The organism is Govania unica, assembly GCF_027920805.1.
In the GTDB taxonomy this organism is placed as follows: domain Bacteria; phylum Pseudomonadota; class Alphaproteobacteria; order Sphingomonadales; family Govanellaceae; genus Govanella; species Govanella unica.
On record NZ_JANWOI010000004.1, the window covers coordinates 524,603 to 549,424 of the forward strand.

Below are 24,822 nucleotides of genomic sequence, written 5' to 3' on the forward strand. Positions count from 1 at the left end.
AGGATCATGGCTGATTATTCCGAACGAGCTTTGCTGCCGGAAGGCTTTCATGACGACCTCCCCCCGGAGGCCGAAGGCGAAGCGTCGGTGATTGCGGCGCTTCTGGCGCGGTTCCAGGCTTATGGATATGGGCGGGTGGCCCCGCCGCTTGTGGAATTCGAGGACAGTCTGCTGGCCGGGTCGGGCAAGACCCAGTCGCGGCAGATGTTCCGGCTGATGGACCCGGTGTCCCAGCGCATGATGGGCATTCGCACCGATATGACCATTCAGGTCGCGCGTATCGCGGCGACCCGGCTTGCGGCCAGTCCGCGGCCGCTGCGGCTGTGCTATGCCGGGCAGGTGTTGCTGGTCAAGGGCGGGCAGATCCGGTCGGAACGGCAGTTCGGACAGGCCGGGGTCGAGCTGATTGGCGTGGGCTCCATCGAGGCGGACGCGGAAGTCCTGCTGCTGGCGGCGGACGCCTTGCGCGCCGTTGGGGTTCAGGGGCTTTCGGCGGATTTGACGGTGCCGTCGCTGGTGCCGGTGCTGGCGGCCGAGCTTGGACTTCCGGACGTGGCGGCGGGGCAGATCAGGGCGGCCCTGAACGCCAAGGACATCGGCCAGTTGCAGTCGATTGAGGGACGCGCGGGCGAGATTTTCCGGGGGCTTCTTGCGGCGTCGGGCGAGGCGGATGCGGCGCTTCGGGCGCTTCAGGAGCTTCAGTTGCCGGCGCAGGCGGCGGCGATTGTTGCGGAGTTGCAGGGGCTGGTGACGCGGGTTCAGGCCTTGTCGCCCGATCTGGTGCTGACCATCGATCCCGGCGAGTTTCGTGGATTTGAATATAAGGCGGGCATTGCCTTCACCCTGTTCGCGGCCAAGGGGCGCGGCGAGCTTGGGCGTGGCGGGCGCTATGAGATCACCCGGGCCGATACCGGCGCGGCCGAGGCGGCGACTGGGGTGTCGCTTTATCTCGACAGCCTGATGCGGGTGGCGACGGCGCCGGACATGGCGGCCAAGCTTTATGTGCCCCATGGCACGGCGGTCACGTTGCTGGCCGGGTTGCAGGATCAAGGTTATCGCACGGTGCGCGGGCTTGCGCCTGAAGCCGATGTGCGGGCGGCAGCGCGGCATCTTGGCTGCGGATATATTTATGCGGACGAGCGGATCACTCTGCTCGACTGATTGGACCAACCCTCGAAGACGGGATGTGAACGTGGCAAACGTGGTCGTAGTCGGCGCTCAATGGGGCGACGAAGGCAAGGGAAAGATTGTCGATTGGCTGTCGGAACGCGCCGATGTGGTGGTGCGGTTTCAGGGCGGACATAACGCGGGCCATACGCTCGTCATCGATGAAAATGTGTATAAGCTGAGCCTGCTGCCGTCGGGCATCGTGCGGCCCAACAAACAGTCGGTGATCGGCAATGGCGTTGTGGTTGACCCCTGGGCGCTGCTGGATGAAATCGCGCGTCTGCAGGGACAGGGTGTGCGGGTTGATGAAAGCAATCTGAGCGTTGCTGAAAATTGCGCGCTTATTCTGCCGCTGCATCGGGAGCTGGATGGCATCCGTGAGGAAGCCGCCGGTGAAGCCAAGATCGGCACCACCCGGCGCGGCATTGGCCCGGCTTATGAAGATAAGGTGGCGCGGCGTGCGCTGCGGGTTGGCGATCTCGCCCATGACGATCTGATTGTTGAGCGGCTGGATGCGTTGCTGGCCCATCACAATCCGCTGCGGGTTGGACTTGGTGCGGAGCCGGTGGACCGCGAGGCACTGCTGGCTGAAATCCGGGCGGTGGCGCCGAAGATTCTGCCGTTCGCTTGTGCGTCCTGGCGGGTGCTGGATGAGGCCAAGAAGCAGGGCAAGCGCGTGCTGTTCGAAGGCGCGCAGGGCATCATGCTTGACGTCGATCATGGCACCTATCCCTTTGTCACCTCGTCGAACACCGTGTCGTCGCAGGCGGCGGGCGGGTCGGGCGTGGGGCCGGGTCAGGTTGGTTATGTGCTTGGCATCACCAAGGCTTACACCACCCGGGTCGGCAGTGGGCCGTTCCCGACCGAGCAGTTGAACGAGGTCGGGCAGACTTTGGGGCAGCGCGGGCATGAGTTCGGCACCGTGACCGGGCGGGCTCGGCGTTGCGGGTATTTCGATGCGGTGATGGTGCGGCAGGCGATGAAAATCGGCGGCATCCATGGCATCGCGCTGACCAAGCTTGATGTGCTTGATGGCTTTGACGAGCTGAAGGTCTGCGTGGCTTATAAGCTTGATGGCAAGACGATTGATTATTTCCCGTCGAATGCGCGTGATCAGGCCCGGGTTGAAGCGGTTTATGAAAGCCTTGAGGGCTGGTCGGACAGCACACGCGGGGCGCGGTCCTGGGCCGATCTGCCAGCTACGGCGATTAAATATATCCGCCGTATCGAGGAGTTGATCGAGACCCCGGTGGCTCTGTTGTCGACGAGCCCCGAGCGCGAAGATACGATTCTGGTGAAGGATCCCTTCGCCGGATAATTTTCAGGAATATATGTCCGTATGTAACGCCCGGCTAGATTTTGTCTCGCCGGGCGTTACTACTTTTGATGTATGCTGGCGACTTGGATCGGATCGCGGAGAAAATGCCATGATGACTGCTGGGAAAAGACTTTTGGCCGGGCTTGTGCTGATGCTGGCGGTGCCGTCGCTTGTGGCCTGCAGTGGCGGGCGGGACAGCGAATATATCATGGGGCTCAGGGACGGCCGCCTACTGGTGACCCGGGGCAAGCCGCAGTTTGATGACAAGGCGGGCGTTTACAATTATCGCGGGCAGGATGGGATTAAAGGCAGCATCGGTAAGGATGAGGTGGTGCAGATTATTGAGCGGTAGGGGAGCCCGTCTTGAAGGACGGGTGTGGTGGCGCGTGCTTCGAGACGCCCTTCGGGCTCCTCAGCACGAACGGGGGTGGTTAAGGAGGGCTGGATCCTATCGTTGTGCTTGGGATGACGGGATGGGGTTTTTTTATCTTGTCATACGCGGGCTTGACCCGCGTATCCATGGTTCAAGCGGCACAGCGGCGGCGGGGTGGATTGCCGGGTCGAGCCCGGCAATGACAGATTAAATTAGGTGGCAATGACATTGGTGGTCTCAGAGCGTGACCTTGATCAGGCCGCGGAGGCTGTTGCCGATGTAGATTTGGTCGGCGGTTTGGAGGTCTTTGGGGGTTAGGGGGGATTCTTTGGCGCGGCCGGATTGCAGGAGTTCGGCGCGGAGGATGCCGGGGAGGAGGCCGGCGGTGAGGGGCGGGGTCAGGAGCTCGCCGTTGTGTTCGATGAAGAGGGTGCTCCAGCTGCCTTCGGTGAGTTGGCCTTGTTCGTTGACGAACAGGGTCTCGACGTAAGGGCCTTTGGCCTTGGCGGCGGTCAGGGCCTGGGTGTGGCGGGTGCGGGCGGTGGTTTTGTGATAGTTGAGCGGGTCGGTTGAGTGGACGGGCTCGGGGGTCAGGGTGACGCGCGGCTGGATGAACTGCGCGGGGAAGGCTGCGGCGGAGATGCAGACGGCGCCGGTTGTGGCGAGCAGCAGGCGGATGCGTTGCGGGCTGTCGCCGAGGGTTGCGGCGAGATCGGTCAGGCTGCGGGTGATTTCGGTTTCGTCATATTGAAAGGCGAAGAATTGGGCTGAGGCCTTGAGGCGCGCGAGATGGGCTTCCAGGCGCTGGTAGCCGGTGGCGGGGGCCCAGGCGAAGGTTTCGATCAGGTCGAAGTCGGGCAGCGGGTCCGTCAAAAATCGTCCTTTCAGCAGGCATTCTTCATATTCATGGTCCGGCTCGCTGTCGGCAACGATGCCGCTGCCGATGCCGAGCCGTCCGCGCCAGCGGGCGGGGCCGTCGGGCGTGAGCGTCAGGGTGCGGATCGGCACATTGAGGCAGATATCGCGGTCGGGCGTCACGTAACCGATGGCGCCGGTATAAATGCCGCGCGGGGCGGTTTCAAGCTCGCGGATGATTTCCATGGCGCGGATCTTGGGTGCGCCGGTGATGGAGCCGCAGGGAAACAGATTCTGAAACAGCGTCAGAAGCGGCAGGTCGGGGGCGATTTCGGCGGTGACGGTGGAGGTCATCTGCAGCAGGCTGCGGTAGCGTTCGACTTCGAACAGGCTCGGCACCTCGACCGTGCCGCGGGCGGCGAGGCGGCTCAGGTCGTTGCGGAGGAGATCGACGATCATCACATTCTCGGCCCGTTGTTTGGGGTCGGTGGCGAGGGTGAGGGCGGCGTCGTCGTCTTCGGCCAGCGTGCGGCCGCGCGGGCTTGTGCCTTTCATGGGGCGGGCGGTCACATGGGGGCCGCGTTTGTCGAGGAAGAGTTCGGGCGAGAGCGAGATGACGTCGCGCTCGGGCGCGTGGATCCAGGCGGCATAGGGCACGGGCTGGCCGCGCCGGAGCTTGCGGTAGAGCGCGCGCGGGCTGCCGTCGAGGGTGAAATCCACGGGGAAGGTGAAATTCGCCTGATAGATGTCGCCGGCAAAAAGATAATCGCGGAGGCGATGGATGGCGGCGAGATAGGCGTCGCGGCTGATGCCGGGGGTGATGTCCGCGACCTTTGCCATGTGACCGGCAGAGTGGCGGATGGGGTCGAGTTTGGCGGCGACGGCGGCGGAGGAGAGATGTTCGGGGCTGTCGCAGACGGTGACCCAGAGGAGGGGCAGGCCGGACGGTGCCGGGGCGAGCGGGGCCAGGCGCGGTTCGAAATGATAGCCGAGCTCATAGGCGAACCAGCCGGCGAGGTGATGGCCGCTTGCGAGCGCCTGTTCCATGCGGGCGAAGGCGGCGGGGATCTCGGCGGGGTCGGTTGCGGTGATGATCTCGTGGGGGGCGCTGAACAGAAGGGCGGCGGCCGGGTCAGCGGCTGACGCGGCGATGTTGTCGAGCAGAATGAAAATGTCGCTGTTCGGGCTCACGGTCATGATGGGCCTTGTCGGGAGGAAACTTTGTGCGGATGCTGACGAGGACGGGCGGGCGGGTCAAGCTGCGATTGTGAAAAATTCAGCTTCGGCGTGGTTGTCAGCCGGGGCGCAAGCCGTTAAAAAGCGACGGAACACCAATGGTAAAGGATACCGCTATGCTGAAAGACCTGATTGACGGGTATCGCCGTTATCGGCTCGGCTGGAGCGAGGTCGAGCGCGATCTTTACCGCCAGCTGGTGGAAAACGGGCAGGAGCCCAAGGTCATGGTGGTGGCCTGCTGCGACAGCCGGGTTGACCCCTCGATCATTCTGGATGCGAAGCCGGGCTCGCTGTTCATGGCCCGCAATATCGCCAATCTCATTCCGCCCTTTGAAAAAAGCGGCAGTTACCATGGCACCAGCGCGGCGCTTGAATATGCCGTGCGCTCGCTCAAGGTCGAACATATCATTGTGCTGGGGCATGCCCATTGCGGCGGCATCCGGGCGCTGCATGAAGGCACCGCCGGGCTCAGTGACTTTGTTGGCGGCTGGATGGAGATCGTGCGTGCGGCGCGGGATCATGTGCATGCCAATTGCAGCCATGAGCGCCAGTCGGTGCAGCGGCGCATGCTGGAGGAAGAGGCGATCCGGGTCAGTCTGCACAATCTGATGACCTTCCCCTGGATCGAGGAGCAGGTGGGACTTGGCGCGCTGCAGCTGCATGGCTGGCATTATGGCCTGGCTGAGGGGGAACTGAGCGCGCTTGATCCCGACAGCAATGAATTCCGCAGCCTGCTTGAAGATCAATGATGCGGCGGTTCTTGGTTGTTGCGGCGGTTTTGATGCTTGGGGCCTGCAGCAACTCGCCGTCGCGGGAGCTGGTGCTGGAACATGGCCTTCGCAATGAGACCCCGGCGCGCTTTGGCGTCTGCAAAGGCTATGGCTGCGAGACTTTTGTGCGGATCAGTCTGAGCCCGGAGGAATGGCGGAGCGTGCGCGAGAGCTTTGGCTCGCCGCCGCCGGATGCCGGGAGCGAACGGGCGGCCATCGCCCGCGCAATCGGCCGGATCGAACAGTTGGCCGGGCCGAAAAGCGGCACCGCTGACGATGCGCCCGGGGCGGCCATTCTGAATTTCGATCACAAGGATCAGATGGACTGCATTGATGAGGCCTTCAACAGCACGACCTATCTGCGCTTCCTTGCGCGGGACGGGCTGCTGTTGTGGCATGACGTGGGCTTGCCGGTGCGGCGCGGGTCGTTTGTGGATCGTTGGCCGCATAATACGGCGACGGTGACCGAACGGGCGAGCGGCGAGGCCTTCGCCGTCGATTCCTGGTTCCATGGCAATGGCAATGCCGCCGAGGTGGTGCCGCTTGCGCTGTGGCTTAAAGGCTGGTCGCCGAAGGTTGTGCGGCCGCCGTGCAAGGCGGGGGATTGCGCGCCTGCTGCGGTGGTGACGGATCGCTGATCCGTGATTTTAGTTAACTACGAATAGCGGATCAGCATGATCCGTGGTTTTTATTACGAATAGCGGATCAGCATGATCCGTGGTTTTTATTACGAATAGCGGATCAGCATGATCCGCCGGGCCGCGCTTTTGATCGCGATGTCGGTGAGGACACCGACGACCTCGCCGCCGAGGATGACGGTGAAGAGGTTCGCTCGGCTGCCGGCGATCAGATGGCCGAAGACCTCCTGCCCGTCTGCGGTGGTGACGAGGCAGTCGCGGTTGAGGCAATCCTGAAAGTCGGGATGGGTCGAGCGGTCGCAGATGAGGGTATCGCCGATTTCAAGATCACCGACCTTGATCGCGAGCTTGATGGCGATCGGATCTTCACCCGGGACCTGCAATCCCATGCTTTCGTTGGTGGTCGGGGAAATATGCCCGCCGCGCGTCAGCATGCCGACAAACGGAATGCTGCCGGATGCCGTCGGCATCAGCTCCCCTGGAGTGCATTCAAGGGCTTTGGCGATTTTATAGAGCCAGTCGAGCGTCATCTTCCTTTCGTTTTTTTCGAGGCGGCCAATGGTCTGGATCGTGGTCTTGGGCTGTACGCGTTCTGCGATGTCTTTCAGCGTCAGGCCCTTGCGTTTACGGATTTCATAAAGACGCGTTTGCATGAGGGTCTCCTGATTATCTTTTTATATTCTAGTTTTGTTCTGGGGTGGTAGGCAACCATAAAGGTGATTTATGGATATTTTTTTATTCAAATCTTTTGACTTTTAACCAAAATGGATAATATAACCAAATTGGTTACTTTGTCATTGGGGGTGAGTCGATGGTTAAAGTGGTAAGTGAAGGTCTGTCAGGTCATGCTGTGGAACATATGGCCGGCAAGCGGGTGGCGCTGTGCAGGGTTGGGTTGGGGGTGTCGGCGCGGGCGGAAAAGGTGATGCGCGCGCTTGGCGCTGGCGGGCGACTGTGGTTCGGGGAGCGCGAGGGCGAGGCTGGTTGGTGGCTTGGGGAGGAGGATGTGACGGTGGCGGTTGCAACGCTTCTCGCGCGTGATCTGGTGCAGCGGGACCCTCAGGGATACGCTCGGCTGAGTGCGCCGGGGGCGGCCTGGTTGCGGCGTCGGGCGGCGTCGGATGTGGCCGGGCGGGCGCTTTTGGCTGGGGATCTCGAAGCGGCGCGGCAGGTGGCGCCTTACCGGGATCAGCATCGGAATATGGCGGAAACCTGCGGTCCAGATAAGGCTCGGCGCTGGGTCAATCAGGGCGAATCGGCCCTTGGCTGGTTGCGGCGGCGGCGGGATAAGGATGGGGCGTTCCTGCTGTCCGAAGCGCAGTTCCTGGCCGGGGAACGGCTGCGCTCGGATTTCGAGCGGGCGGGGATTCCGCCACGGGTGACCAGCGTCTGGTCGGGGCTTGGGGCGGTGATCGATGGCGGCGTCCTCGGGCTCAGTCCGTCGGAAGCGCAGATGCGCAGTCGGGCAAGATTTCATCGCGCGGTCGAGGCCATGGGATCGGGCCTGGCCGAGGTGGTGGTGCGGGTGGCCTGTTATCAGGAGGGGCTGACGCTGGTGGAAAGCGGACTCGGCTGGCCGGCGCGGTCGGCCAAGGTGGTGTTGGGGTTGGGGCTCGATCGCTTGCAGGCATTCTATGGTATTGGTGAAAAATAACCAAATTGGAAAAAATTGACTTGACTATGGTAACGATGCCGGTTAATATCTGTTTCATGGTCGAGAGTTAGGTCAAGAAATTCTGGTGGCAACAAGGGCGTCTTCCGCAGGGAAGGGCGCCCTTTTTGTTTGGGCTGACGGTCAAAAAATGGAGTTGGCATGACGGCTGTACAAAAGGGGGAGAAAAAAGCGGTTCTGTGGACCCTGCCCAAGCGGCGGGCTTTTTTAAAGGCGCTGCGCCAGACCGGAACGGTCACGGTGGCGGCGGAAAAGGCCGGGGTGTCACGCGGGCAGGCTTACCAGTTTCGTAAAAAAGACAAGACGTTCCGGCAAGCCTGGGACGATGCGCTGCAGGCGGCGCTGGATGAGCTTGAGACCGAACTGCGACGGCGCGCCATGCAGGGGGTCGAGCAGCCGGTTTATTTCGGCGGCAAGGAATGCGGCCGTATCCGCACCTATAATGACAATCTGGGCATGTTTCTGCTGCGCGCGCATCGCGGCGAGGTTTACGGCGCGGCCAAGGGGGCTGAGGAGACGGCGGGCTCGGGCCAAGGGCCACGCGATGAGGGGCGGGCGCGGCGGCTGGTGGAGGAACGCTTGAAGCGGCTCGCGGCTCGGCGCGACAGTTTGAAAACCCAGGGTGAGGGCGCGTGACGGGGTCTTTGGCCGAGGAACTAGCCCGGTTGCCGGATGCGGAGCGGCGGGCGGTGTTCGCGGCCTTTGCTCAGGCCGATTGGGATGCCTTGTTATATGACTGGCGGTTCTGGGCTCGGCCGTCGCAGATGGCGCCGGCGGGGGACTGGTTCTGCTGGCTTATTCTGGCCGGGCGCGGCTTTGGCAAAACCCGCAGCGGGGCTGAGTGGCTGCGCGGGCTGGTGGAGGGGGGCTCGCCGCTGCGGTCGGCTTCGGCTGCGGTGGAACGGATCGCGCTGGTGGCCGAGACCTGGAGCGACGCGCGCGATGTGATGGTCGAGGGCGAATCCGGGTTGCTGGCCACGGCGCGGCCCGGGGCACGGCCGAAGTTCGAGCCCTCGAAACGGCGGCTGACCTGGCCGAACGGGGCGGTGGCGCAGATTTATTCGGCCGATGAGCCGGATCAGCTGCGCGGGCCGCAGCATAGTCTGGCCTGGTGCGATGAGCTGGCGAAATGGCGTCATGCGGATCTCGCCTGGGCCAATCTGTTGATGGGCCTGCGGCTTGGGGTCCGGCCCCGGGTCATGGTGACGACGACGCCACGGCCGATGCCGTTGCTGAAAAACCTGATGACGGCGTCTTCGAGTGTGGTGACGCGCGGGGCGACACGGGATAATGCGGCCAATCTGCCGCCGAGCTTCATGGTGGAAATGACGGCGCGTTATGGCGGCACAAGGCTTGGGCGGCAGGAACTTGAGGCGGAAATTCTGGAGGATGTGCCGGGCGCATTGTGGACGCGCGGCATGATCGAGACGGCGCGGGTGGCTGAGGGGCCGGGCTTTGCACGGATCGTGGTGGCGGTCGATCCGCCGGTCACGAGCGGCGAGCGGGCCGATGCCTGCGGCATTGTGGTTGCGGCCAAGGGCGAGGATGGCCGGGCTTATGTGCTGGCCGATCTGACGGTCAAGGGGGCGACGCCGCTTGAATGGGCGCGGGCGGCGGTGGCGGCTTATGCGGACTATGGCGCGGACCGGCTGGTGGCTGAGGTCAATAACGGCGGGGAACTGGTGGCGGCGGTGTTGCGGCAGGTCGATCCGACGGTGAGTTATCGCGCCGTCCGTGCCTCCCGCGGCAAAGCGGCACGGGCCGAGCCGGTGGCGGCTTTGTATGAACAGGGGCGGGTGCATCATATGGGCTCGTTTCCGGCGCTTGAGGATCAGATGTGCTGCTTCGTGGCCGGCGAAGCCTGGGCCGGAGAGGGCAGCCCGGATCGGGTCGATGCGCTGGTCTGGGCGGTGACCGATCTGATGCTGGGGCCGGGCGGAATGCCACGGTTTCGCAGTTTGTGAGGGGGGGTACGGGTTGGTATGCGTGCCGATAAAACGCGTGTCATTGCCGGGCTTGACCCGGCAATCCATCTGGGGCGGTGGTGCGTGGTGAGGGGTGGATTACCGGGTCGAGCCCGGTAATGACAGGGTTTTTGGGTTTTGGGATTCTGTACTGTGTTTATGGGGATGGCAGGGGTGTTCGGTAGGGGGGGCGCGAAATGTCATTGCGAGGCGGAGCCGAAGCAATCCAGGTTGCGGGCCGGAGTGTCTGGATCGCCGCGCCGCTTACGCGGCTCACGATGACGGGTGAGGGCGTGCACATATATTGCGTGTCATTGCCGGGCTTGACCCGGCAATCCATCTGGGGCGGTGGTGCGTGGTGAGGGGTGGATTACCGGGTCGAGCCCGGTAATGACAGGGTTTTTGGGTTTTGGGATTCTGTACTGTGTTTATGGGGATGGCAGGGGTGTTCGGTAGGGGGGGCGCGAAATGTCATTGCGAGGCGGAGCCGAAGCAATCCAGGTTGCGGGCCGGAGTGTCTGGATCGCCGCGCCGCTTACGCGGCTCACGATGACGGGTGAGGGCGTGCATATGCAATGCCTGTCATTGCCGGGCTTGACCCGGCAGTCCATCTGGGGCGGTGGTGCGTGGTGAGGCATGGATTACCGGGTCGAGCCCGGTAATGACAGGTTTTTTTGGTTCTTCACTGCTGGGTTGGTTTGGGCAAAAGAAAACCCCCCGGCTTTTCCCTCGATGGGGTTGGCGCGGGGGGTGTTCGGGTTTGGATTTTACTTTGCGGAGGCCTGGGCGGCTTTGTATTCGCGGATGGCGGTGTTGAATTTGGCAGCGACGCCTTCCATGTCTTCGACCGCGGCGTTGTGGCGGGTCGCGAGGCTTTGTTCGATGCCGTTCAATTTGGTCTTGCGGGCCTTGTCGTCCAGCGATTTGTCGTTGGTGACAGCGGCTTTTTCTTCATCTGCGCCGGTTTTGATGCAGCTCAGGAAGGCATCGGTCGAGGCGATGTAGGCTTTGACGGCCTGATGGGTTTCGCCCATCTGTTCCTGGCTTGCGGACTTGCCGTCGACGACGGACGGGGCGGTCGGGCGCGAGCATTCGGCGGCCATGGCGCTGGTGACAAAGCTTGCGGCCAGGACGGCACCGGCCAGGGTGGTGAACAATTTCATTTGTGACGTCTCCAAATAAGCAACGTGAATCAATAGCGATGAAGCCCGGCGGCTTCTGATGAGCGCACTGTAACATGAAGAACACCAGATCAACATGGTGGAAATGAGGCAAGGCGCGGCTTTGCGGAGTCATGCGCGGAGATTGCCGGAAATTTTAAAATCATAAGCATTTACAAGGAATTGAGCATGTCGATCTTACGCGATCTGTGGCGCGCTTCGGGATTCGAGGTGAAGAAAAGCGCGGCTTTGGGCGGCAGCGAGACGGCCTTTCTGGGGCTTGGCGCACCGCGTTGGACCCAGCGCAATTTCCGCCGTCTGGCCGAAGAAGGCTTCCGCAAGAATGTGATCGCCCATCGGTCGATCAAGGTCATCGCCGAAAGTGCCGCCGCCGTGCCATGGCGGCTTGGGCGCGGTGACAAGCTGTTGCGCGGACATCCGTTGCTGGATCTGCTGGCGCGGCCCAATCCGGCTATGAGTGGGCTTGATCTGATGGAAAGCCTTTATGCCTATTTGAATATTGCCGGGGACGCCTATCTTGAAATGGTGCCGGGGGCGAATGGGCGGCCGGGCGAGCTTTATGTGCTGCGGCCGGACCGCATGACCATTCTGCCGGGGGCCAATGGCTGGCCGCGGGCTTATCGCTATGAGGCCGGGGGGCGGGTTCATGAGTTTGAGGTCGATGGGCTGACCGGTGAAAGCCGCATTCTGCATGTGAAGTATTTTCATCCGCTGGATGACCTTTATGGCATGTCGCCTTTGGAGGCGGCGGCTTATGGCATTGATATCCATAATGCGGCGAGCCAGTGGAACAAGGCGCTGTTTGACAATGCGGCGCGGCCGTCGGGGGCGCTGGTTTATGACAATAAGGATGGCGCGACGTTGTCCGAGGGGCAGTTCGAACGGCTGAAGGCCGATCTGGCGGAGACCTATCAGGGGGCGCGCAATGCCGGGCGGCCGTTGTTGCTTGAGGGCGGGTTGAGCTGGCAGCCGATGGCCTTTTCGCCGCAGGATATGGAATTCGCCGAGGGCAAGAATATGGCGGCGCGGGAAATTGCGCTCGCGTTCGGGGTGCCGCCGTTGCTGCTTAATATTCCCGGCGATAATACCTATAACAATTACCAGGAAGCCAATCGGGCGCTGTGGCGGCTGACGTTGCTGCCTTTGATGGAGAAAATGACGGCGGCGCTCAACCATTGGCTGACGCCGCAGTTCGGGCGCGATTTATGGCTCGATTTCGATCGCGATTCCATTACGGCGCTGCAAAGCGAACGCACGGCGTCGTGGGAGCGGTTGGCGGGAGCGCATTTCCTCACCATCAATGAAAAACGGTTGGCGGCGGGGCTTGAGCCGGTGGCGGATGGAGACAAGCTTGCGAGCGGGTGAGTCCCGAAATGGGACGCTGTGTCTTGGTGGGACAGGGGGATCCGTTCAATTTGAGACAATTTGTGCGGACTGCGCGGATAAAGCGGAGCGAAACAGGGGTTTCGCGGACTGGCATGGTTTCTGCACTACAGTTGATAAGACACCAGATGAGATATGGGCTTTTGCCCGTGCGAACATCGGATCAGCGATAGCCAGAACTGCCAAGTTATCTTCGCGTCGCATGACTAACGGCCTCCCTTTTTCGGAGGCCGTTTTTTTATGTCCCGATCATCCTAAAGGTTTTTTGCGGGAGGTGACGCCATGACGGCGCAGGATCCCTTTCCATTTTATGCTTATGCGCGGCTGGTGCAGCAGGCGCAGCTTGAAGGCGCAACCATCGAGACCCTGCGCCTTTTGATCGAGGAGGCGAGTGCGCATGGTGCGGCGCGGGCCCTTGCGCGTTGCGGACTTGAGGATGCGGCGGCGGGCAGCGACATCGGCGAATTGCGGGCGTTGCTGGATGCCTGGCGCGACAGCAAACGGGCGGCGCGGCGGGCGGCGGTCAGATGGCTGACGCGGGCCTTTCTTGCGAGCCTCATGGCGGCCATCGCTTTCAAATTACGCGTCATTGATTGGCGTTGATTTCATATCACCTGTTGAGAACGGAGCATCATCGTGCTGGCCACAGCCTCATTGCTGCGGAGCGCGCCCGAGGGCGCCTTCGCGGGTTACGCAAGCGTGTTCGGCACGCTCGATCGCGGTCACGACATTGTTGCGCGGGGCGCATTCCGGCGGTCGCTGAGCGAGCGCGGCGCGTCCGGCGTCAAGCTGTTGTGGCAGCATGATCCGAACCAGCCCGTCGGCGTGATCGACAGTCTGGCCGAAGACAACCACGGACTTTATATGCGCGGGCGGCTGTTGCTGGATGTGGCGCGGGCGCGTGAGGCGCTGTCGTTGATGCGCAATCGCGTGCTTGATGGATTGTCGATCGGATACCGCTGCGTGCGCTCGGACGTGGAGCCGAAATCAGGCGCGCGGGTGCTTTATGACGTGGATCTTTGGGAAATATCCCTGGTGACTTTTCCCATGCAGGAGACGGCGCGCATCACCGCCTACAAGGCGGCGGTCATGCGCGGCGGACGATCATGAGTTTTATTTTCACAACGAGGAGAAGGTGAACATGGAGACCGAAGTGATGAATACGGTGGCGGTGCAGCAGGCAGTTGAAGCGCTGGGTCGCGCCTTCGAAGAATTTAAAAGCGCGAACGACGCCCGCGAGGCACGGGCCGATGTGGTGCTTGAACATAAAGTCGCAGCCATCGGCGATGATCTTGGTCAATTGCAGGCGCGTCTGGATCGCATGCATATGGCGATCAACCGTCCGACGATTTCGGGTGCTGTACAGGCCGATGTGACGGGGCCGGAAATCCGCGAACATAAGACGGCGTTTTACGATCGCTTTGTTCGGCGCGGCATTGAAACCGGACTTGGCGATCTTGAAGGCAAAGCCCTGAGCATCAGCACGGATGCGGATGGCGGCTATAGCGTGCCGCGGGAACTGGATCAGACCATTGAACGGCTGACCAAGGATCTGTCGCCGATCCGTCGCATCGCCAATGTGGTGCAGGTGGGCAGCGCACAATATCGCAAACTGGTGACGGTGAGTGGGCTTGCGTCAGGCTGGGTCGGCGAAGTGGCGGGGCGGCCGGTTACAAACAGCATGCAGTTTGCTGAAGTGGTGCCGCCGCTTGGGGAAATCTATGCCAATCCGGCAGCTACGCAGGCCATGCTGGACGATAGCTTTTTTGATGTTGAAACCTGGCTTGCGGAACAGATCGCCGTTGAATTCGCCGTGCAGGAAGGCACCGCTTTTGTGAGCGGCGATGGCGCCAACAAACCGAAAGGATTTTTGTCCTATACCACGGCTTTGACCGCTGACGGGGCGCGGGCTTTTGGCAGCTTGCAGCATATCGTGACCGGGGTGAGCGCGGGATTTCCGGCAAGCAATCCGTCCGACAAACTGATTGATCTCGTGCATGCGTTGCGCCCGGTTTATCGCGATGCTGCGGCCTTTGTCATGAACACCAATGTTCTTGCGGCCGTGCGCAAGTTCAAGGATGCCGATGGCAATTATCTGTGGCGTCCGGGTCTGGGTGTCGGACAGTCGGCGACTCTTTTGGGCTATCCGGTGATCGAAGCGCAGGACATGCCGGATGTGGCGGCCAATTCGCTGTCGGTGGCATTCGGTAATTTCGCGCGCGGCTATACCATCACCGACCGTTCAAGCGTGCGCGTGTTGCGCGATCCTTATTCGAACAAGCCTTATGTGCATTTCTACAGCACCAAACGCGTCGGCGGCGGTGTGGTCAATTCCGATTGCATCAAGCTTTTGAAATTCAGCGTTTAAGAGAGGATTTTTTCATGGATGTCGCGATCCTGCACGATGAACTTGTGTCGGATCTCGGGAGCCGGGGCTATGCCGCCATGTCCGATGAGGATGTGGCGGCGGCTCTGAATGCCCGTGAGATCGTCACCTATCGCGAAGTGCCACTTGTGGCCATTACGCGTGAAATGATCATGATGAGTGACGCGCGCGGCCGGTTTGTCTGGGACAATGTGCGGGCGGCGGCGGCGGACAGCGGCTATGTGGGGCATGATCTCGCTCGGCGGTTGTGCTTTCTGTTCGAAGGCGGCTTGCCGGTCAATTGGGGCGGCGCTGCGGCGCAACAGTTGCTTGCGCAAGCGGTGGCGGTGGAATTTTTCACCGCTGAGCAGGCGGATATTCTGAAAGATACAGGAAAAGTCATGATCAGCCGGGCCGAGCAATTGGGGCTTGAGACGGTGCGTGTGGGCGAGATCATGGACGCGCGGAGAGAGGACCAGGACCATGACTGATTTTTCCGCCAGATATCGTAGCGCAACGAGTTTGACGTTGTCGGGATTGAACAGTCTGGCTGACGGCTCGCGGGCTGATAGCAGCAATTATGACAACAGCACCAATCGCGATATCGAGGCCTCGATCAAACTGAAAGTCGCGGGGGCGACGGCGGCGGCGATCGGATATTTGCGTCTAGAAATCAAGCGCAGTCACGAGAATAGTGATTTCGAGGACAGCGGAAATACCGAGTTGCTGTCGGTGGTGCAGATGAACGGCACCACCGCCGTCACCGCCATTGTCGAGGGCGTGCGATTGTCGCCGCATCAGAAAATATCGATCCTGAATGCGAGCGGTGCGGCGCTTGCGGCGAGCGGCAACAGCGCCGAGCTTATCGGCCTTAAATATACGGACGCCTGAGCCATGATCAATGCGCGCACGAGGAACCAGGGGGCGAAGCCGGACGGTGCGCAGGACGTGGATTGGTCGCATCCTCTGGCCGCCGATCTTGTGGTGGCGGTCTGTCCGGGGGAGGGGGCCGGACCGTTGCGCGATCTGGTGTCGGGCAACCGCAGCATTGCAGGCACGACCAGTAGTTGGTCGGCGTTGAAATCGGGGCGCGCCGTCAGCTTTGGCAGCAAGCAATATAATGTTATTGCCACCCGGCCGCTGGATGCGCTGGCGGCGGGGTATACGGTTTTATGGGGCGGGCGGTTCAAGGCGGCCGGGGATAGCTGGGACAATTGGGGTGGATTGTTCACTTTTCCGGCCGAGACTACAGCGAGCAACTTTATCGGCATTCAACGCGCCGCGACGCTGGATATACTGCAGCTGTTTCATAATAGTTCGGCTGGCCTGTCTCTCAACACGACGATCAATGCATATGTCAATACTGACCTTGTGATTGCTGCGTCCTGGGACGGGACCTCTCTTCGTGAATTCCGCAATGGTGCTTTGGTGCAGACGGCGAATCCGAGCTTTGTTCCGACGGGTAGGCCCGACAACAGGCTCCATATCAACAGCGAACGGGCTTTGGGTGGTGGCGCCGCGCAGACGCTGAGTTTTCTCTATCTGTTCAAACGGCGGCTGCCGGATGATGTGATCGCCGATCTGACGCAGCGGCCATTTCAGATTCTGAAGCCGCACCGACAGATGGTGATACCACGGCGGAGTGCGGGCACGGCGGTATCGGTGGTGCCCGACAAGGCGATGCAGGCGCATAGGGCGAGCAGCCCGCTGGTGGGGCAGAGCCATGCCGTTCTGCCGCAGTCCGCGCGACAGGGACAGAAGGCGGGCGTGGGCACTGTTGTGAGTGTGGGAAGCGTCGTTATCGGGTCCTGCAGGCAGGGTCATAGGGCGGGCAGTGTTTTGCTGTCGCAGCAGGCTCAGATCATACCCGCGCGAGCGGTGCAGGGGCAGAGGTCGGGCGCGGGATCCGTTGTGACTGCGGGGGCCGTGATTATCGGGTCTTGCAGGCAGGCTCATACGGCGGGCGGTGTTCTGCTGTCGCAGCAGGCTCTGATCCTGCCCGCGCGAGCAGTGCAGGGGCAGAGGGCGATGATCGTTCTGATCCGCCTGGATGGCGTGAAGACGCCGTTGCGGCGCACTGAACAGATTGCCAGGGACGGTCGCAATGTTGCGGCCGGACATAAAATTCCGGTTCTGAAACCAAGAAAACAGTGAGGACATACCATGGCCAAGAAAGCCCATGACGACGTGATCGATGGTGCATTGATTGTCGTGCGCAGCAATTGCACGCGCATGACAGCCTGCGTGGGAGAACCGACAACTTATGCCGAAGCCAATACGGGCGGCGCGAAATGCCTGGCGGTGGCGACCATGGTGGCGGGGGATTTCACTTTGTCGGCGGGGGATGTGAGCGGCCGCAAAATACGTGTGGGCGCGAAGTCCGGTGTGAGCATAACGGCGACGGGCAGTGTCGATCATATCGCACTTCTGGATGTGACGAATGCGCGGCTTTTGTATGTCACCACCTGCGGCAGTCAGGTTTTGACGTCGGGCAACAGCATGAGTTTTGCAGCCTGGGATATTGAAATCGCGAGTCCGGTGTGATGGCGGTTCTGGTCAAGGATCCTGAAGCTCGGCTCGATTACGCGATCGATTGGTCTGATTATCTCGATATGGGCGAGACCATCGTTGAGAGTCTGTGGGAGGTGACGCCCGCGGAGTCTTTGAGCGTGTTTGTGAGCGAGCATGGGGACAGTCGATCGCAGGTGACGCTTGAGGGCGGAACCGTGCGGGATATTTACGCCGTCACCAATCGTATCACAACGTCGCTCGGTCGTATTGATGACCGCAGCCTGACCATACGGGTGCAGGAACGATGAGCAATCTGTTGCTTCTTTCGGGCCCGGCGGTGGAGCCCTTGACGCTGGATGAAGTGAAGCTGCATCTGCGCGTGGATGGCTGCGAGGAAGACGGGCTTTTGTCCGCTTGCATCACCGCCGCGCGCCGCAGTGCCGAGGCCTATCTGCGGCGGGCGCTGATTGCGCAGCGCTGGCAGTATTATCTGGATGACTGGCCGGGTGTGGTGCTGCGCATTCCCTGTCCGCCGCTTAGGACGGTGGACATGATCCGTATTTATGACGGGGATGGGGCGGTGCTGACAATGGACCCCGATCGCTATGAGGTGGATTGCCGGTCGGAGCCTGGGCGCATTGCCGCGCGCGGTGGAATTTGGCCCGCGCCCGGTCGGCGCATGGGCGGGATCGAGATCACGTTTGAGGCCGGATATGGCACGAGCTGGAACGCGGTGCCGCAGGATATCCGGGCCGGGCTGTTGATGGCAGTGGCGGCCATGTATGAACAACGCGGGGCGACGGATGGGGGGTTGCCGCCGTCGATTGCTGCGCTCTGGTCGCCTTATCGCATGTTGTCATTTTAAGGGAAGGAAACGTCGATGGATGCGGGGGTCCTGAAACATCGGGTGTCGTTGCAGCAGGCCGAGCTTATGCCCTTGCCGGGTGGGAGTTTCGCTGAAACTCACAAGACATTTGCCGCCGCATGGGCCGGGGTGCGGTTGACATCGGGGGCGGAAGATAGCCTTACGGGACGGCGGATTGAACGTGCGCGCTATCGGGTGACGCTGCGGGAGCGGGCCGGATTGCGGGCGGCCGATCGTATTCTGTGGCGTGAACATGTTTTGCGTGTGCTGGCCTGCGATGAAAGTCCGGAAGATGGGCGTTATCTGACGTTCATGACGGAGGAGGAGCGCGGGCGATGATCAGCATCGACGTCACGGGGGTGAACCCGCTGCTTGAGGGACAGGAGATTATCGCGGCGCGGACGGCGCTTGCGATTGCGGCAGCGGCAGAGGCCATTGCCGAAAATGCCAGAGGGCGACTTAATCCGGGAGGGAATCTTGCAGACAATATCTTGGTTGAAACAGGCGATACGGAAACGTTGGTGCGCGCTCAAACGCCATATGCGGTTTATGTGGAATTCGGTACGAGTCGCATGGAAGCGCGACCTTTTCTGACGCCGGCCATTGAAGATTTGCGCGGGCGGCTTGGGGAGATTTTGCCATGAGCGCCGCGCGGGCTGTGATGGCGGCGGTGCATGGGGCGTTGCAGGCGGCGGGGCTTCTTATTTATGACCATGTGCCGGAGGCGGCGGGGCTGCCTTATGTGACCTTTGGGCCGTTGATGGAACGGCCCTGGGAGGGGCAGGGGTTGGCCGGATGTGATCTGCGGCTGACGCTGGATTTCTGGTCGGATGCGACGGGGCGTCATGACGTTCTTGGCGCTATGGAGTTGGCGCGCGGGGCGTTGTTTTCGGGCGCGCTGACGGCGGCTGGTTATCGATTGGTGCTTGTGGCAGAGGAGCTTTCTCAAGTTCTGCGCGAGACGGAGACACGGATTTTTCATGGCGTCATGCGGCTCAGGCTGTTGATGCATGATAGCAGTATTTAGCAAAAGGATCGGGACAGATGGCGGCGGAAAAGGGACGGGCATTCATCTTGAAAATCGGCGACGGGGCAATGCCGGAGCTGTTCACCACAATCGGCGGCATGCGGGCGACGAGCCTCAGCATCAATAATGAACTGGTGGATGTGACCAATAAAAGTTCGGGCGGCTGGCGGGAAATTTTGGGCGGGGCGGGGACGCGGGCGATTGCTGTGACCGGCAGCGGCGTCTTTACCAACAGTGCCGCCGAGAAAATATTTCAGGGCAAAGTGATGACGGCGGCGGTGAGCAATTATGAAATTGCCTTTGAAAGCGGTGACAGTTTTCGCGGCGCGTTTTTTGCCGCCAATCTGGATTTTTCCGGGGATCACAATGGCGAGCGGACTTATAGCCTGAGGCTTGATAGCGCGGGCGTTGTCAGTTTCACGGGGGCGTAAGGCATGGCCAATGGATTGCGCGGGGAAATCGACCATGTGATCGATGGCGCGGTTTGGACTTTTCGTCCGAGCTTTCGCGCCATTATGGAGATTGAGGATAGTTTGGGCGCGGTGCTGCCGCTTGTACAGAAATTCGCGGCCGGTGGGTTTGGCGTGCGCGATGTTGCGGTCATTTTGTGGGCTACGGCGATCGAGGCTCCGGGGACGGCGCGGCATGATCTGGAGGCCGTGGGAGAGGCGGTGATCCGCACCGGCATTGCCGAACTTGCGGCGGTGGTGCGCGAGTTGCTGACGCAGATTCTGACAGGTGCAGGTCGGGGAAAGCCGATGCCGCCGGTTGGGTGACGCCGACTGACTGGCGGCTGACGGCGCGATTTGCGCTTGGGGTTATGGGCTGGAGCCCGGAAAGTTTCTGGGCGGCGACGCCGGGCGATTTGCGGCTGGCTTGCGAGGGGCGGTTTCCGGTTGCGGGTGATGTTGCGGCGAGCCGCGATGATCTTGCCGAATTGATGCGGCGCTTTCCCGATCAGATATCATGAGGGTGATGGATGGAAACGGTTCTTGACAGTTTGGTGGTGAAGATCCGGGCCGATACACAGGCGCTGGATCAGGGGATTGCGGCGGCGAGCGCGAATTTGCAGGGCTTGCAGGGGATCAGCGGGCAGGTTGAGACTACGGCGACGGCGCTTCATGACACTGCGCTGTCTTTTACCAGTTTGCTTGGGGACACGACGGAGGCGGCGACCAAACGCATGAGCACGGCGTTTGAGCGCATGGCGAAGTCGGGAAAATTTTCATTTGATAGTTTGCAGAATAGTGCGCTCGCGTCGCTTGCGCAGATCGTGACGAGTTTTGCCGGGGCCGGGCTTGAGGCGTTGTTTTCGGGTGGCGGATTGTTGTCGGGGATTTTGCCCGGACGGGCCGGGGGTGGCACGGTTTCGGCCGGGCAGCCTTATATGGTTGGGGAGCGCGGGGCGGAGCTGTTTGTTCCGTCCACAAGCGGACGCATTGCCACGGCGGGGTCGTTTGCACAGGGCGGTGATCGGGCTGCGGGGGCGGTGAATATCACTGTGAATATTCAGTCGTCGGGAACGGCGGACGGCATGCGGCAAAGCGGGGCGCAGGTGGCGCGAGCGGTGCGGCGGGTGTTGTCCAGAGGGTGAGTTTTGGGGGAAGATCATGCATTGGCTTGCGACTGCGGCGGACCGTATTGAAAGCGGCGTGATGAGGCGGTTTCATCCGTTGTTCTGGACGGTGAATTTTCCGCGTCCGATGATGGCGACGGTGGTCAACAGCGCTGCAGATGCGCTGGATGTGACGCTGGTGTTTTGTACCAGGAACGATCTGGCCGGTTTGATCTGGGACTCGGTGGATCAGTATGATCATCCACTGATGGCTTATGAAACGCGGCGGGATTATCGCGATTGCGTGCTGTCCTTTCGTTGGCGTTCGACCAATCTGCCGGGCTTGACGGCGATCAATGGACCGACATTGACCATTGAGGGACGGGATGCCGCGGGGCATGCGCGGGTGTGGTATGTGCGGCTGTGGAATTACGCCGTGGGCAGTGCGAGCGACGCGGTGATCACGCTTGATTTCAATAATCTTGCGGGTGGGTTTCTGTTGCCGGGTGAAGCCGATCCGGTTTATCCGGGTGACATCGATCGGTTGTTTCTGAGCTTGATGCCGGAGGCTTATGTGCCCGGTGATACGGCGCCGATCAGTGGCGGGCCGGTGACGGCGCGGCTTCAGATTTCAGCGTTGAAGGTGACCGGCGGCGGATCGGTTATGACGGTTGGGGACAGTTATGTGCCGCTCCATGGGGCGGGGCTTGCGAACGGCTATGACGACAGTTGCAATCTGGTGCCGGAACGTATTCTGCGCAATGCGCGGATGCTCGGGTATAGCGGCTGGATCGATCATTATGTGGGCATGAGCCATTATTTCCATCTTATGTGGAGCGCGGGTGAAGGGCGGTTTGTGGTCGATCCCGCAGTGACGCTCAATGCTGCTTGCGAGGCCTGGCATGAGGCGTTTTTCCGGGCGGCGCGGAGTTATGGATTCAAGGTTATCGTTTCGCTGTCGTTTGAACTGTTCAATGCTCATGCGCCGGAAGCCTGGAAGCAGCGCACGCATAATGGATCGGCGGCGCTTACCGGGTGGGACCCGCCGTCGACGTTGCTTGCGCCGACCAATGGCGCGGCCATGGAATATCTTGGGGATGTGTTTCTGAGCTTTCTCGATATGCAGGATGATGCGGGGGGAGAAATCCACGCGCAGATCGGCGAGCCCTGGTGGTGGTATCAGATTGCTGGAGACAGTGCGCCGTGTTTTTACGATGCGGCGACGACGGCGCTTTATACGGCGGAAACCGGGCTCGCGGTGCCGGCGAAACATCTGACGATTTTCGAGACGCCGACTGTGGCGCAGGTGGCTTATCTCGATTGGCTTGGGACCAAGCTTGGGGCGGCAACGCTTGGGCTTCGGGATGTGGTGCGGGCGGCTTATCCGGCGGCAAACATCAGTTTGCTGTTTTTCACGCCGCAGGTTTTGAATGCGGCGGCGCCGATGGTCAAGCGGGTCAATCTTCCGGTGATGAGCTGGGCTTATCCGGCGTTCGATTGTCTCGATGTGGAAGACTATGACTATCTGATCGAGGGCGACTGGGCGGCCCATGAGGCGGGGCTGGATGCGGTGACGGCGGCGCTTGGATATGGTGCTGAGAATAGTCGCTATTTTGCCGGGTTCGTGTTGACGGCCGGGCATCCGGAGATCTGGGAGCGGATCGATCAGGCCATGGATCTGGCGCATCGGCGGCGGTTTTCGGCGACGATCGTCTGGGCCTTTTCACAGATCATGCGCGACGGCTTTGTGCATTTTGCCATCGAGGAGGATGAGGTGAGCGGGTTTCACGAAGTGCGGTTTCCGGAAGGCATCAGTTTCGGTTCATCGGGGGGGCCGAAATTCGCCACCACGGTGGTTGAAACTGTGTCGGGGCATGAGACGCGGAATTTGGAATGGGCGGAGGCGCGGGCTGAATATGATGTTGGCACCGGGGTGCGCAGTGAGGCCGATCTTGCGGCGCTGATTGCCTTTTTCAGGGCGCGGCGTGGGCGGGCGTTCGGGTTTCGCTTTCGCGATTGGAGCGATGATCGTTCGGGGGCTCCGGGGCTTACGCCGACGGCGCTTGATCAGGCGATCGGCACTGGTAGCGGTGCGAAGACGACGTTTCAATTGGTGAAGCGTTATGAGAGCGGCGGCGAGATCCAGCAGCGGGTGATCCGCAAGCCGGTGGCGGGCAGTGTCAAAATCGCTCTCGGTGGTGTGGTGAAAACAAGCGGCTGGTCGGTGGACAGCGTCACCGGGGTTGTGAGTTTTGCGAGTGCGCCGCCGAACGGGGTTGCGGTGACGGCGGGCTTTCTGTTCGACGTGCCGGTGCGGTTCCGCGATGACAGATTGGCGGTGACCGCCGAAAATTTCTGTGCGGGGGCGGCGCCGGACGTGGGGCTTGTGGAAATTCGGGTTTGAGAGAGGGCGAACATGCGCACGACAACGGCGGATATGATTGCACATCTTGGGGGCGAGGTGACGCAGCTTGCCACGTGCTGGCGGGTGCGGCGGCGGGATGGCGTGACGCTTGGCTTTACCACTCATGATCAGAGTTTGCGCATTGGCGGTTTAACCTATCGGCCGTCGAGCGCCTTCAGTCCGACGGTGATCGCGGCAGGTCAGATGTTTGACAGTGACGATCTTGATGTGGAAGGGGCGCTTTCGGACAGCGCCATCAATGCGGCGGATCTGCGGGCCGGGCTTTATGATTTCGCGGCAGTCGATCTTTTTCTGGTCAACTGGGCGGCTCCGGAGTCTGGCAATCTTCATATCAAAAGCGGCTGGATCGGCGAGGTGCGCATGGGACGCGGCACATATGTGGCCGAGTTGCGTGGCCTGACGACGGTTTTGCGGCAGAGTTATGCGACGATTTACAGCGCTGAATGCAGTGCGGATCTGGGGGATAAACACTGCCGGGTCGATCTTGAAACCCTGACTGTGAGCGGCAGTGTGATCGCGGTTGCGGATCGGCGGCTGTTTACGGCGAGCGCGCTTGGCAAGCCGGACGGGTATTTTGCTTATGGGCGGCTGCGCTGGCGGACAGGACAGAATGCCGGGCGTGGGATTGAGGTCAAGACGCAAGCGGGCAATATCATCGGGTTGTTCGATGCCATGGCAGGGGAGATTGCGGTGGGAGATCTGTTTTCGATCAGTCCGGGCTGCGACAAGCGCTTTGCCACCTGCCGGACGAAATTCGCCAATGTGGCGAACTATCGCGGCCATCCCCATGTGCCGGGGATGGACGCGATGCTGGCTTATCCCGGATTGACTTAGGCTTCGACCTGTTCCGGGATGGTTTCGGAGATGGCTTCAGGCGCTGTGTCCGGGGTGGCTTCGGCTTCGGCCGGGGGCTGTTTCGGGAACAGCTGGTCGTGAGCGCCGTTCACCCGGCCTGAGACAGCCGCGATCTGCTGGGCGAGCTGTTGCAGGTTGAAGACGTCGCCGCGGTAATAGAAGCGGTTGGTCTCGGGGTCATAGAGCCGGTAGATATGCTCGTCCTTCGGCAGTTTTTCGCCCAGAGCCCCGATGGGGCCAAGGAAATCATAGGCGATGACCTGATTTTTGCTGCCGTTGATCCAGTCATCGGTCTTTTCGTCGGCGAGGTCCCAGAGATTGCGCAGGCGGTCGTCGCTGAGCGGGAATTCTTGCGGAATACCAAGGGCCTGACGCAGGAATTCACCACGGCGCTTGGCCTTGGCGCGGTTCGGCCACAACAGGCGCGAGATCTGTTGGGCTGCAGTCAGGAAACTTTGCGCGGCAAAGAACACGCCGCCCTTCGACTGCTTTTCAAGTGATTGATTGAAAAGGTTAAGCGCGGTTTCCGCATACATGCACTGGTTACGCAGTTCATGGATGTAGAGCGCGAATGTGTTGGCGTCCATGTTGATCGTCACGGGTTGAAACTCCTCCGGTTTAGGGGGGCTATCTTAGAGGGTTCGACTGCAAAATGAAGCGCA

At 61.2% G+C, this 24,822-nt stretch carries 31 protein-coding genes; 27 read left to right on the plus strand and 4 right to left on the minus strand.

All coding sequences use genetic code 11. From position 1 onward, the window contains the following. Positions 1-6 precede the first annotated feature (6 nt). From NYP16_RS13230 to NYP16_RS13240, 3 genes are all read left to right on the plus strand, one after another. A complete protein-coding gene (locus NYP16_RS13230; RefSeq protein WP_274944632.1) occupies positions 7-1,161 on the plus strand; it encodes an ATP phosphoribosyltransferase regulatory subunit in 1,155 nt (384 codons plus the stop codon). 31 nt (positions 1,162-1,192) lie between these two features. Next, positions 1,193-2,485 carry an adenylosuccinate synthase gene (locus NYP16_RS13235; RefSeq protein WP_274944633.1) on the plus strand — a complete coding sequence of 431 codons (1,293 nt, stop codon included), beginning with the start codon at positions 1,193-1,195 and terminating at the stop codon, positions 2,483-2,485. A 112-nt stretch (positions 2,486-2,597) separates the two neighbouring features. Beyond that, the gene (locus NYP16_RS13240) at positions 2,598-2,837 is read left to right on the plus strand and encodes a YgdI/YgdR family lipoprotein (protein WP_429913159.1); all 240 of its coding nucleotides are present in this window, start codon (positions 2,598-2,600) and stop codon (positions 2,835-2,837) included. A 258-nt stretch (positions 2,838-3,095) separates the two neighbouring features. Here the strand turns inward: NYP16_RS13240 and pabB are convergent, their stop codons facing one another. After that, complete coding sequence (gene pabB / locus NYP16_RS13245) at positions 3,096-4,910, minus strand: aminodeoxychorismate synthase component I (RefSeq protein ID WP_274944635.1); 1,815 nt, start codon at positions 4,908-4,910, stop codon at positions 3,096-3,098. Between the two features lie 155 nt (positions 4,911-5,065). Here pabB and NYP16_RS13250 point away from each other — a divergent pair, with 155 nt between their 5' ends. Both NYP16_RS13250 and NYP16_RS13255 read left to right on the plus strand, forming a co-directional pair. Beyond that, positions 5,066-5,698, plus strand: a complete 633-nt coding sequence (locus tag NYP16_RS13250) for a carbonic anhydrase (protein WP_274944636.1) — start codon at positions 5,066-5,068, stop codon at positions 5,696-5,698. Next, positions 5,698-6,357: a hypothetical protein gene (locus NYP16_RS13255; protein ID WP_274944637.1), complete on the plus strand. Its 660-nt coding sequence runs from the start codon at positions 5,698-5,700 to the stop codon at positions 6,355-6,357. Before NYP16_RS13250 ends, NYP16_RS13255 begins: the two co-directional genes overlap by 1 nt. Positions 6,358-6,446: 89 nt before the next feature. Here NYP16_RS13255 and NYP16_RS13260 read toward each other — a convergent pair whose 3' ends face one another. Then, positions 6,447-7,010 carry a helix-turn-helix domain-containing protein gene (locus tag NYP16_RS13260; protein WP_274944638.1) on the minus strand — a complete coding sequence of 188 codons (564 nt, stop codon included), beginning with the start codon at positions 7,008-7,010 and terminating at the stop codon, positions 6,447-6,449. 158 nt (positions 7,011-7,168) lie between these two features. On the opposite strand from NYP16_RS13260, the gene NYP16_RS13265 reads away from it, so the two are divergent. The 3 genes from NYP16_RS13265 to NYP16_RS13275 all read left to right on the plus strand — a co-directional run bounded on the left by NYP16_RS13265 (position 7,169) and on the right by NYP16_RS13275 (position 9,993). Further along, a complete protein-coding gene (locus tag NYP16_RS13265) occupies positions 7,169-8,011 on the plus strand; it encodes a DUF6456 domain-containing protein (RefSeq protein WP_274944639.1) in 843 nt (280 codons plus the stop codon). A 159-nt stretch (positions 8,012-8,170) separates the two neighbouring features. Next, positions 8,171-8,665 (plus strand): hypothetical protein, encoded by a 495-nt coding sequence (locus NYP16_RS13270; RefSeq protein WP_274944640.1) that lies wholly within the window; start codon positions 8,171-8,173, stop codon positions 8,663-8,665. Then, the gene (locus NYP16_RS13275) at positions 8,662-9,993 is read left to right on the plus strand and encodes a DNA-packaging protein (RefSeq protein WP_274944641.1); all 1,332 of its coding nucleotides are present in this window, start codon (positions 8,662-8,664) and stop codon (positions 9,991-9,993) included. The genes NYP16_RS13270 and NYP16_RS13275 overlap by 4 nt, the downstream gene beginning before the upstream one ends. A 767-nt stretch (positions 9,994-10,760) precedes the next feature. Here NYP16_RS13275 and NYP16_RS13280 read toward each other — a convergent pair. After that, a complete protein-coding gene (locus NYP16_RS13280; RefSeq protein WP_274944642.1) occupies positions 10,761-11,156 on the minus strand; it encodes a hypothetical protein in 396 nt (131 codons plus the stop codon). Between the two features lie 186 nt (positions 11,157-11,342). Between NYP16_RS13280 and NYP16_RS13285 the strand changes: the two genes are divergently transcribed. The 19 genes from NYP16_RS13285 to NYP16_RS13375 all read left to right on the plus strand — a co-directional run bounded on the left by NYP16_RS13285 (position 11,343) and on the right by NYP16_RS13375 (position 24,139). Beyond that, a complete protein-coding gene (locus NYP16_RS13285; protein WP_274944643.1) occupies positions 11,343-12,539 on the plus strand; it encodes a phage portal protein in 1,197 nt (398 codons plus the stop codon). Positions 12,540-12,839: 300 nt separating this feature from the next. Next, positions 12,840-13,160 carry a DUF6127 family protein gene (locus NYP16_RS13290; RefSeq protein WP_274944644.1) on the plus strand — a complete coding sequence of 107 codons (321 nt, stop codon included), beginning with the start codon at positions 12,840-12,842 and terminating at the stop codon, positions 13,158-13,160. 33 nt (positions 13,161-13,193) lie between these two features. Continuing rightward, on the plus strand, positions 13,194-13,667 hold the full coding sequence (locus NYP16_RS13295; protein ID WP_274944645.1) for an HK97 family phage prohead protease: 474 nt from the start codon (positions 13,194-13,196) through the stop codon (positions 13,665-13,667). A 31-nt stretch (positions 13,668-13,698) separates the two neighbouring features. Beyond that, positions 13,699-14,925 (plus strand): phage major capsid protein, encoded by a 1,227-nt coding sequence (locus NYP16_RS13300; RefSeq protein WP_274944646.1) that lies wholly within the window; start codon positions 13,699-13,701, stop codon positions 14,923-14,925. A 14-nt stretch (positions 14,926-14,939) separates the two neighbouring features. Continuing rightward, positions 14,940-15,413 carry a hypothetical protein gene (locus NYP16_RS13305; protein ID WP_274944647.1) on the plus strand — a complete coding sequence of 158 codons (474 nt, stop codon included), beginning with the start codon at positions 14,940-14,942 and terminating at the stop codon, positions 15,411-15,413. Then, positions 15,406-15,813 carry a hypothetical protein gene (locus NYP16_RS13310; RefSeq protein ID WP_274944648.1) on the plus strand — a complete coding sequence of 136 codons (408 nt, stop codon included), beginning with the start codon at positions 15,406-15,408 and terminating at the stop codon, positions 15,811-15,813. Before NYP16_RS13305 ends, NYP16_RS13310 begins: the two co-directional genes overlap by 8 nt. A 3-nt stretch (positions 15,814-15,816) precedes the next feature. After that, complete coding sequence (locus NYP16_RS13315; protein WP_274944649.1) at positions 15,817-17,076, plus strand: hypothetical protein; 1,260 nt, start codon at positions 15,817-15,819, stop codon at positions 17,074-17,076. A gap of 9 nt (positions 17,077-17,085) precedes the next feature. Then, the gene (locus tag NYP16_RS13320; RefSeq protein WP_274944650.1) at positions 17,086-17,466 is read left to right on the plus strand and encodes a hypothetical protein; all 381 of its coding nucleotides are present in this window, start codon (positions 17,086-17,088) and stop codon (positions 17,464-17,466) included. Next, entirely contained in the window at positions 17,466-17,741 is a 276-nt protein-coding gene (locus tag NYP16_RS13325) for a phage fiber-tail adaptor protein (protein ID WP_274944651.1), read from the plus strand. Before NYP16_RS13320 ends, NYP16_RS13325 begins: the two co-directional genes overlap by 1 nt. Next, a complete protein-coding gene (locus tag NYP16_RS13330) occupies positions 17,738-18,298 on the plus strand; it encodes a head-tail connector protein (RefSeq protein WP_274944652.1) in 561 nt (186 codons plus the stop codon). Before NYP16_RS13325 ends, NYP16_RS13330 begins: the two co-directional genes overlap by 4 nt. 15 nt (positions 18,299-18,313) lie before the next feature. Continuing rightward, positions 18,314-18,637, plus strand: coding sequence for a head-tail adaptor protein (locus NYP16_RS13335; protein WP_274944653.1), 324 nt, complete (start codon positions 18,314-18,316; stop codon positions 18,635-18,637). Further along, the gene (locus NYP16_RS13340) at positions 18,634-18,942 is read left to right on the plus strand and encodes an HK97-gp10 family putative phage morphogenesis protein (protein WP_274944654.1); all 309 of its coding nucleotides are present in this window, start codon (positions 18,634-18,636) and stop codon (positions 18,940-18,942) included. The genes NYP16_RS13335 and NYP16_RS13340 overlap by 4 nt, the downstream gene beginning before the upstream one ends. Beyond that, entirely contained in the window at positions 18,939-19,325 is a 387-nt protein-coding gene (locus tag NYP16_RS13345) for a DUF3168 domain-containing protein (protein ID WP_274944655.1), read from the plus strand. Before NYP16_RS13340 ends, NYP16_RS13345 begins: the two co-directional genes overlap by 4 nt. Positions 19,326-19,342: 17 nt before the next feature. Beyond that, complete coding sequence (locus tag NYP16_RS13350; protein WP_274944656.1) at positions 19,343-19,756, plus strand: phage tail protein; 414 nt, start codon at positions 19,343-19,345, stop codon at positions 19,754-19,756. 3 nt (positions 19,757-19,759) lie between these two features. After that, positions 19,760-20,101: a gene transfer agent family protein gene (locus tag NYP16_RS13355; RefSeq protein WP_274944657.1), complete on the plus strand. Its 342-nt coding sequence runs from the start codon at positions 19,760-19,762 to the stop codon at positions 20,099-20,101. After that, positions 20,098-20,295: a phage tail assembly chaperone gene (locus NYP16_RS13360; RefSeq protein WP_274944658.1), complete on the plus strand. Its 198-nt coding sequence runs from the start codon at positions 20,098-20,100 to the stop codon at positions 20,293-20,295. The genes NYP16_RS13355 and NYP16_RS13360 overlap by 4 nt, the downstream gene beginning before the upstream one ends. 9 nt (positions 20,296-20,304) lie before the next feature. Continuing rightward, complete coding sequence (locus NYP16_RS13365) at positions 20,305-20,919, plus strand: phage tail tape measure protein (protein ID WP_274944659.1); 615 nt, start codon at positions 20,305-20,307, stop codon at positions 20,917-20,919. Between the two features lie 16 nt (positions 20,920-20,935). After that, the gene (locus NYP16_RS13370) at positions 20,936-23,284 is read left to right on the plus strand and encodes a DUF2460 domain-containing protein (RefSeq protein ID WP_274944660.1); all 2,349 of its coding nucleotides are present in this window, start codon (positions 20,936-20,938) and stop codon (positions 23,282-23,284) included. Between the two features lie 12 nt (positions 23,285-23,296). Further along, positions 23,297-24,139, plus strand: a complete 843-nt coding sequence (locus tag NYP16_RS13375; RefSeq protein WP_274944661.1) for a DUF2163 domain-containing protein — start codon at positions 23,297-23,299, stop codon at positions 24,137-24,139. Here NYP16_RS13375 and NYP16_RS13380 read toward each other — a convergent pair. Continuing rightward, positions 24,136-24,759: a hypothetical protein gene (locus NYP16_RS13380; protein WP_274944662.1), complete on the minus strand. Its 624-nt coding sequence runs from the start codon at positions 24,757-24,759 to the stop codon at positions 24,136-24,138. The genes NYP16_RS13375 and NYP16_RS13380 overlap by 4 nt on opposite strands. Between the last annotated feature and the right edge of the window lie 63 nt (positions 24,760-24,822).

Excerpts from the sequence above, each read along its gene's own strand:
- NYP16_RS13230 (WP_274944632.1), top strand. The coding sequence starts at position 7 with ATGGCTGATTATTCCGAACGAGCTTTGCTGCCGGAAGGCTTTCATGAC.
- NYP16_RS13240 (WP_429913159.1), top strand. The coding sequence starts at position 2,598 with ATGACTGCTGGGAAAAGACTTTTGGCCGGGCTTGTGCTGATGCTGGCG.
- pabB (WP_274944635.1), bottom strand. The coding sequence starts at position 4,910 with ATGACCGTGAGCCCGAACAGCGACATTTTCATTCTGCTCGACAACATC.
- NYP16_RS13250 (WP_274944636.1), top strand. The coding sequence starts at position 5,066 with ATGCTGAAAGACCTGATTGACGGGTATCGCCGTTATCGGCTCGGCTGG.
- NYP16_RS13255 (WP_274944637.1), top strand. The coding sequence starts at position 5,698 with ATGCGGCGGTTCTTGGTTGTTGCGGCGGTTTTGATGCTTGGGGCCTGC.
- NYP16_RS13260 (WP_274944638.1), bottom strand. The coding sequence starts at position 7,010 with ATGCAAACGCGTCTTTATGAAATCCGTAAACGCAAGGGCCTGACGCTG.
- NYP16_RS13265 (WP_274944639.1), top strand. The coding sequence starts at position 7,169 with ATGGTTAAAGTGGTAAGTGAAGGTCTGTCAGGTCATGCTGTGGAACAT.
- NYP16_RS13270 (WP_274944640.1), top strand. The coding sequence starts at position 8,171 with ATGACGGCTGTACAAAAGGGGGAGAAAAAAGCGGTTCTGTGGACCCTG.
- NYP16_RS13280 (WP_274944642.1), bottom strand. The coding sequence starts at position 11,156 with ATGAAATTGTTCACCACCCTGGCCGGTGCCGTCCTGGCCGCAAGCTTT.
- NYP16_RS13285 (WP_274944643.1), top strand. The coding sequence starts at position 11,343 with ATGTCGATCTTACGCGATCTGTGGCGCGCTTCGGGATTCGAGGTGAAG.
- NYP16_RS13290 (WP_274944644.1), top strand. The coding sequence starts at position 12,840 with ATGACGGCGCAGGATCCCTTTCCATTTTATGCTTATGCGCGGCTGGTG.
- NYP16_RS13300 (WP_274944646.1), top strand. The coding sequence starts at position 13,699 with ATGGAGACCGAAGTGATGAATACGGTGGCGGTGCAGCAGGCAGTTGAA.
- NYP16_RS13305 (WP_274944647.1), top strand. The coding sequence starts at position 14,940 with ATGGATGTCGCGATCCTGCACGATGAACTTGTGTCGGATCTCGGGAGC.
- NYP16_RS13310 (WP_274944648.1), top strand. The coding sequence starts at position 15,406 with ATGACTGATTTTTCCGCCAGATATCGTAGCGCAACGAGTTTGACGTTG.
- NYP16_RS13315 (WP_274944649.1), top strand. The coding sequence starts at position 15,817 with ATGATCAATGCGCGCACGAGGAACCAGGGGGCGAAGCCGGACGGTGCG.
- NYP16_RS13320 (WP_274944650.1), top strand. The coding sequence starts at position 17,086 with ATGGCCAAGAAAGCCCATGACGACGTGATCGATGGTGCATTGATTGTC.
- NYP16_RS13325 (WP_274944651.1), top strand. The coding sequence starts at position 17,466 with ATGGCGGTTCTGGTCAAGGATCCTGAAGCTCGGCTCGATTACGCGATC.
- NYP16_RS13330 (WP_274944652.1), top strand. The coding sequence starts at position 17,738 with ATGAGCAATCTGTTGCTTCTTTCGGGCCCGGCGGTGGAGCCCTTGACG.
- NYP16_RS13335 (WP_274944653.1), top strand. The coding sequence starts at position 18,314 with ATGGATGCGGGGGTCCTGAAACATCGGGTGTCGTTGCAGCAGGCCGAG.
- NYP16_RS13340 (WP_274944654.1), top strand. The coding sequence starts at position 18,634 with ATGATCAGCATCGACGTCACGGGGGTGAACCCGCTGCTTGAGGGACAG.
- NYP16_RS13345 (WP_274944655.1), top strand. The coding sequence starts at position 18,939 with ATGAGCGCCGCGCGGGCTGTGATGGCGGCGGTGCATGGGGCGTTGCAG.
- NYP16_RS13350 (WP_274944656.1), top strand. The coding sequence starts at position 19,343 with ATGGCGGCGGAAAAGGGACGGGCATTCATCTTGAAAATCGGCGACGGG.
- NYP16_RS13355 (WP_274944657.1), top strand. The coding sequence starts at position 19,760 with ATGGCCAATGGATTGCGCGGGGAAATCGACCATGTGATCGATGGCGCG.
- NYP16_RS13365 (WP_274944659.1), top strand. The coding sequence starts at position 20,305 with ATGGAAACGGTTCTTGACAGTTTGGTGGTGAAGATCCGGGCCGATACA.
- NYP16_RS13370 (WP_274944660.1), top strand. The coding sequence starts at position 20,936 with ATGCATTGGCTTGCGACTGCGGCGGACCGTATTGAAAGCGGCGTGATG.
- NYP16_RS13375 (WP_274944661.1), top strand. The coding sequence starts at position 23,297 with ATGCGCACGACAACGGCGGATATGATTGCACATCTTGGGGGCGAGGTG.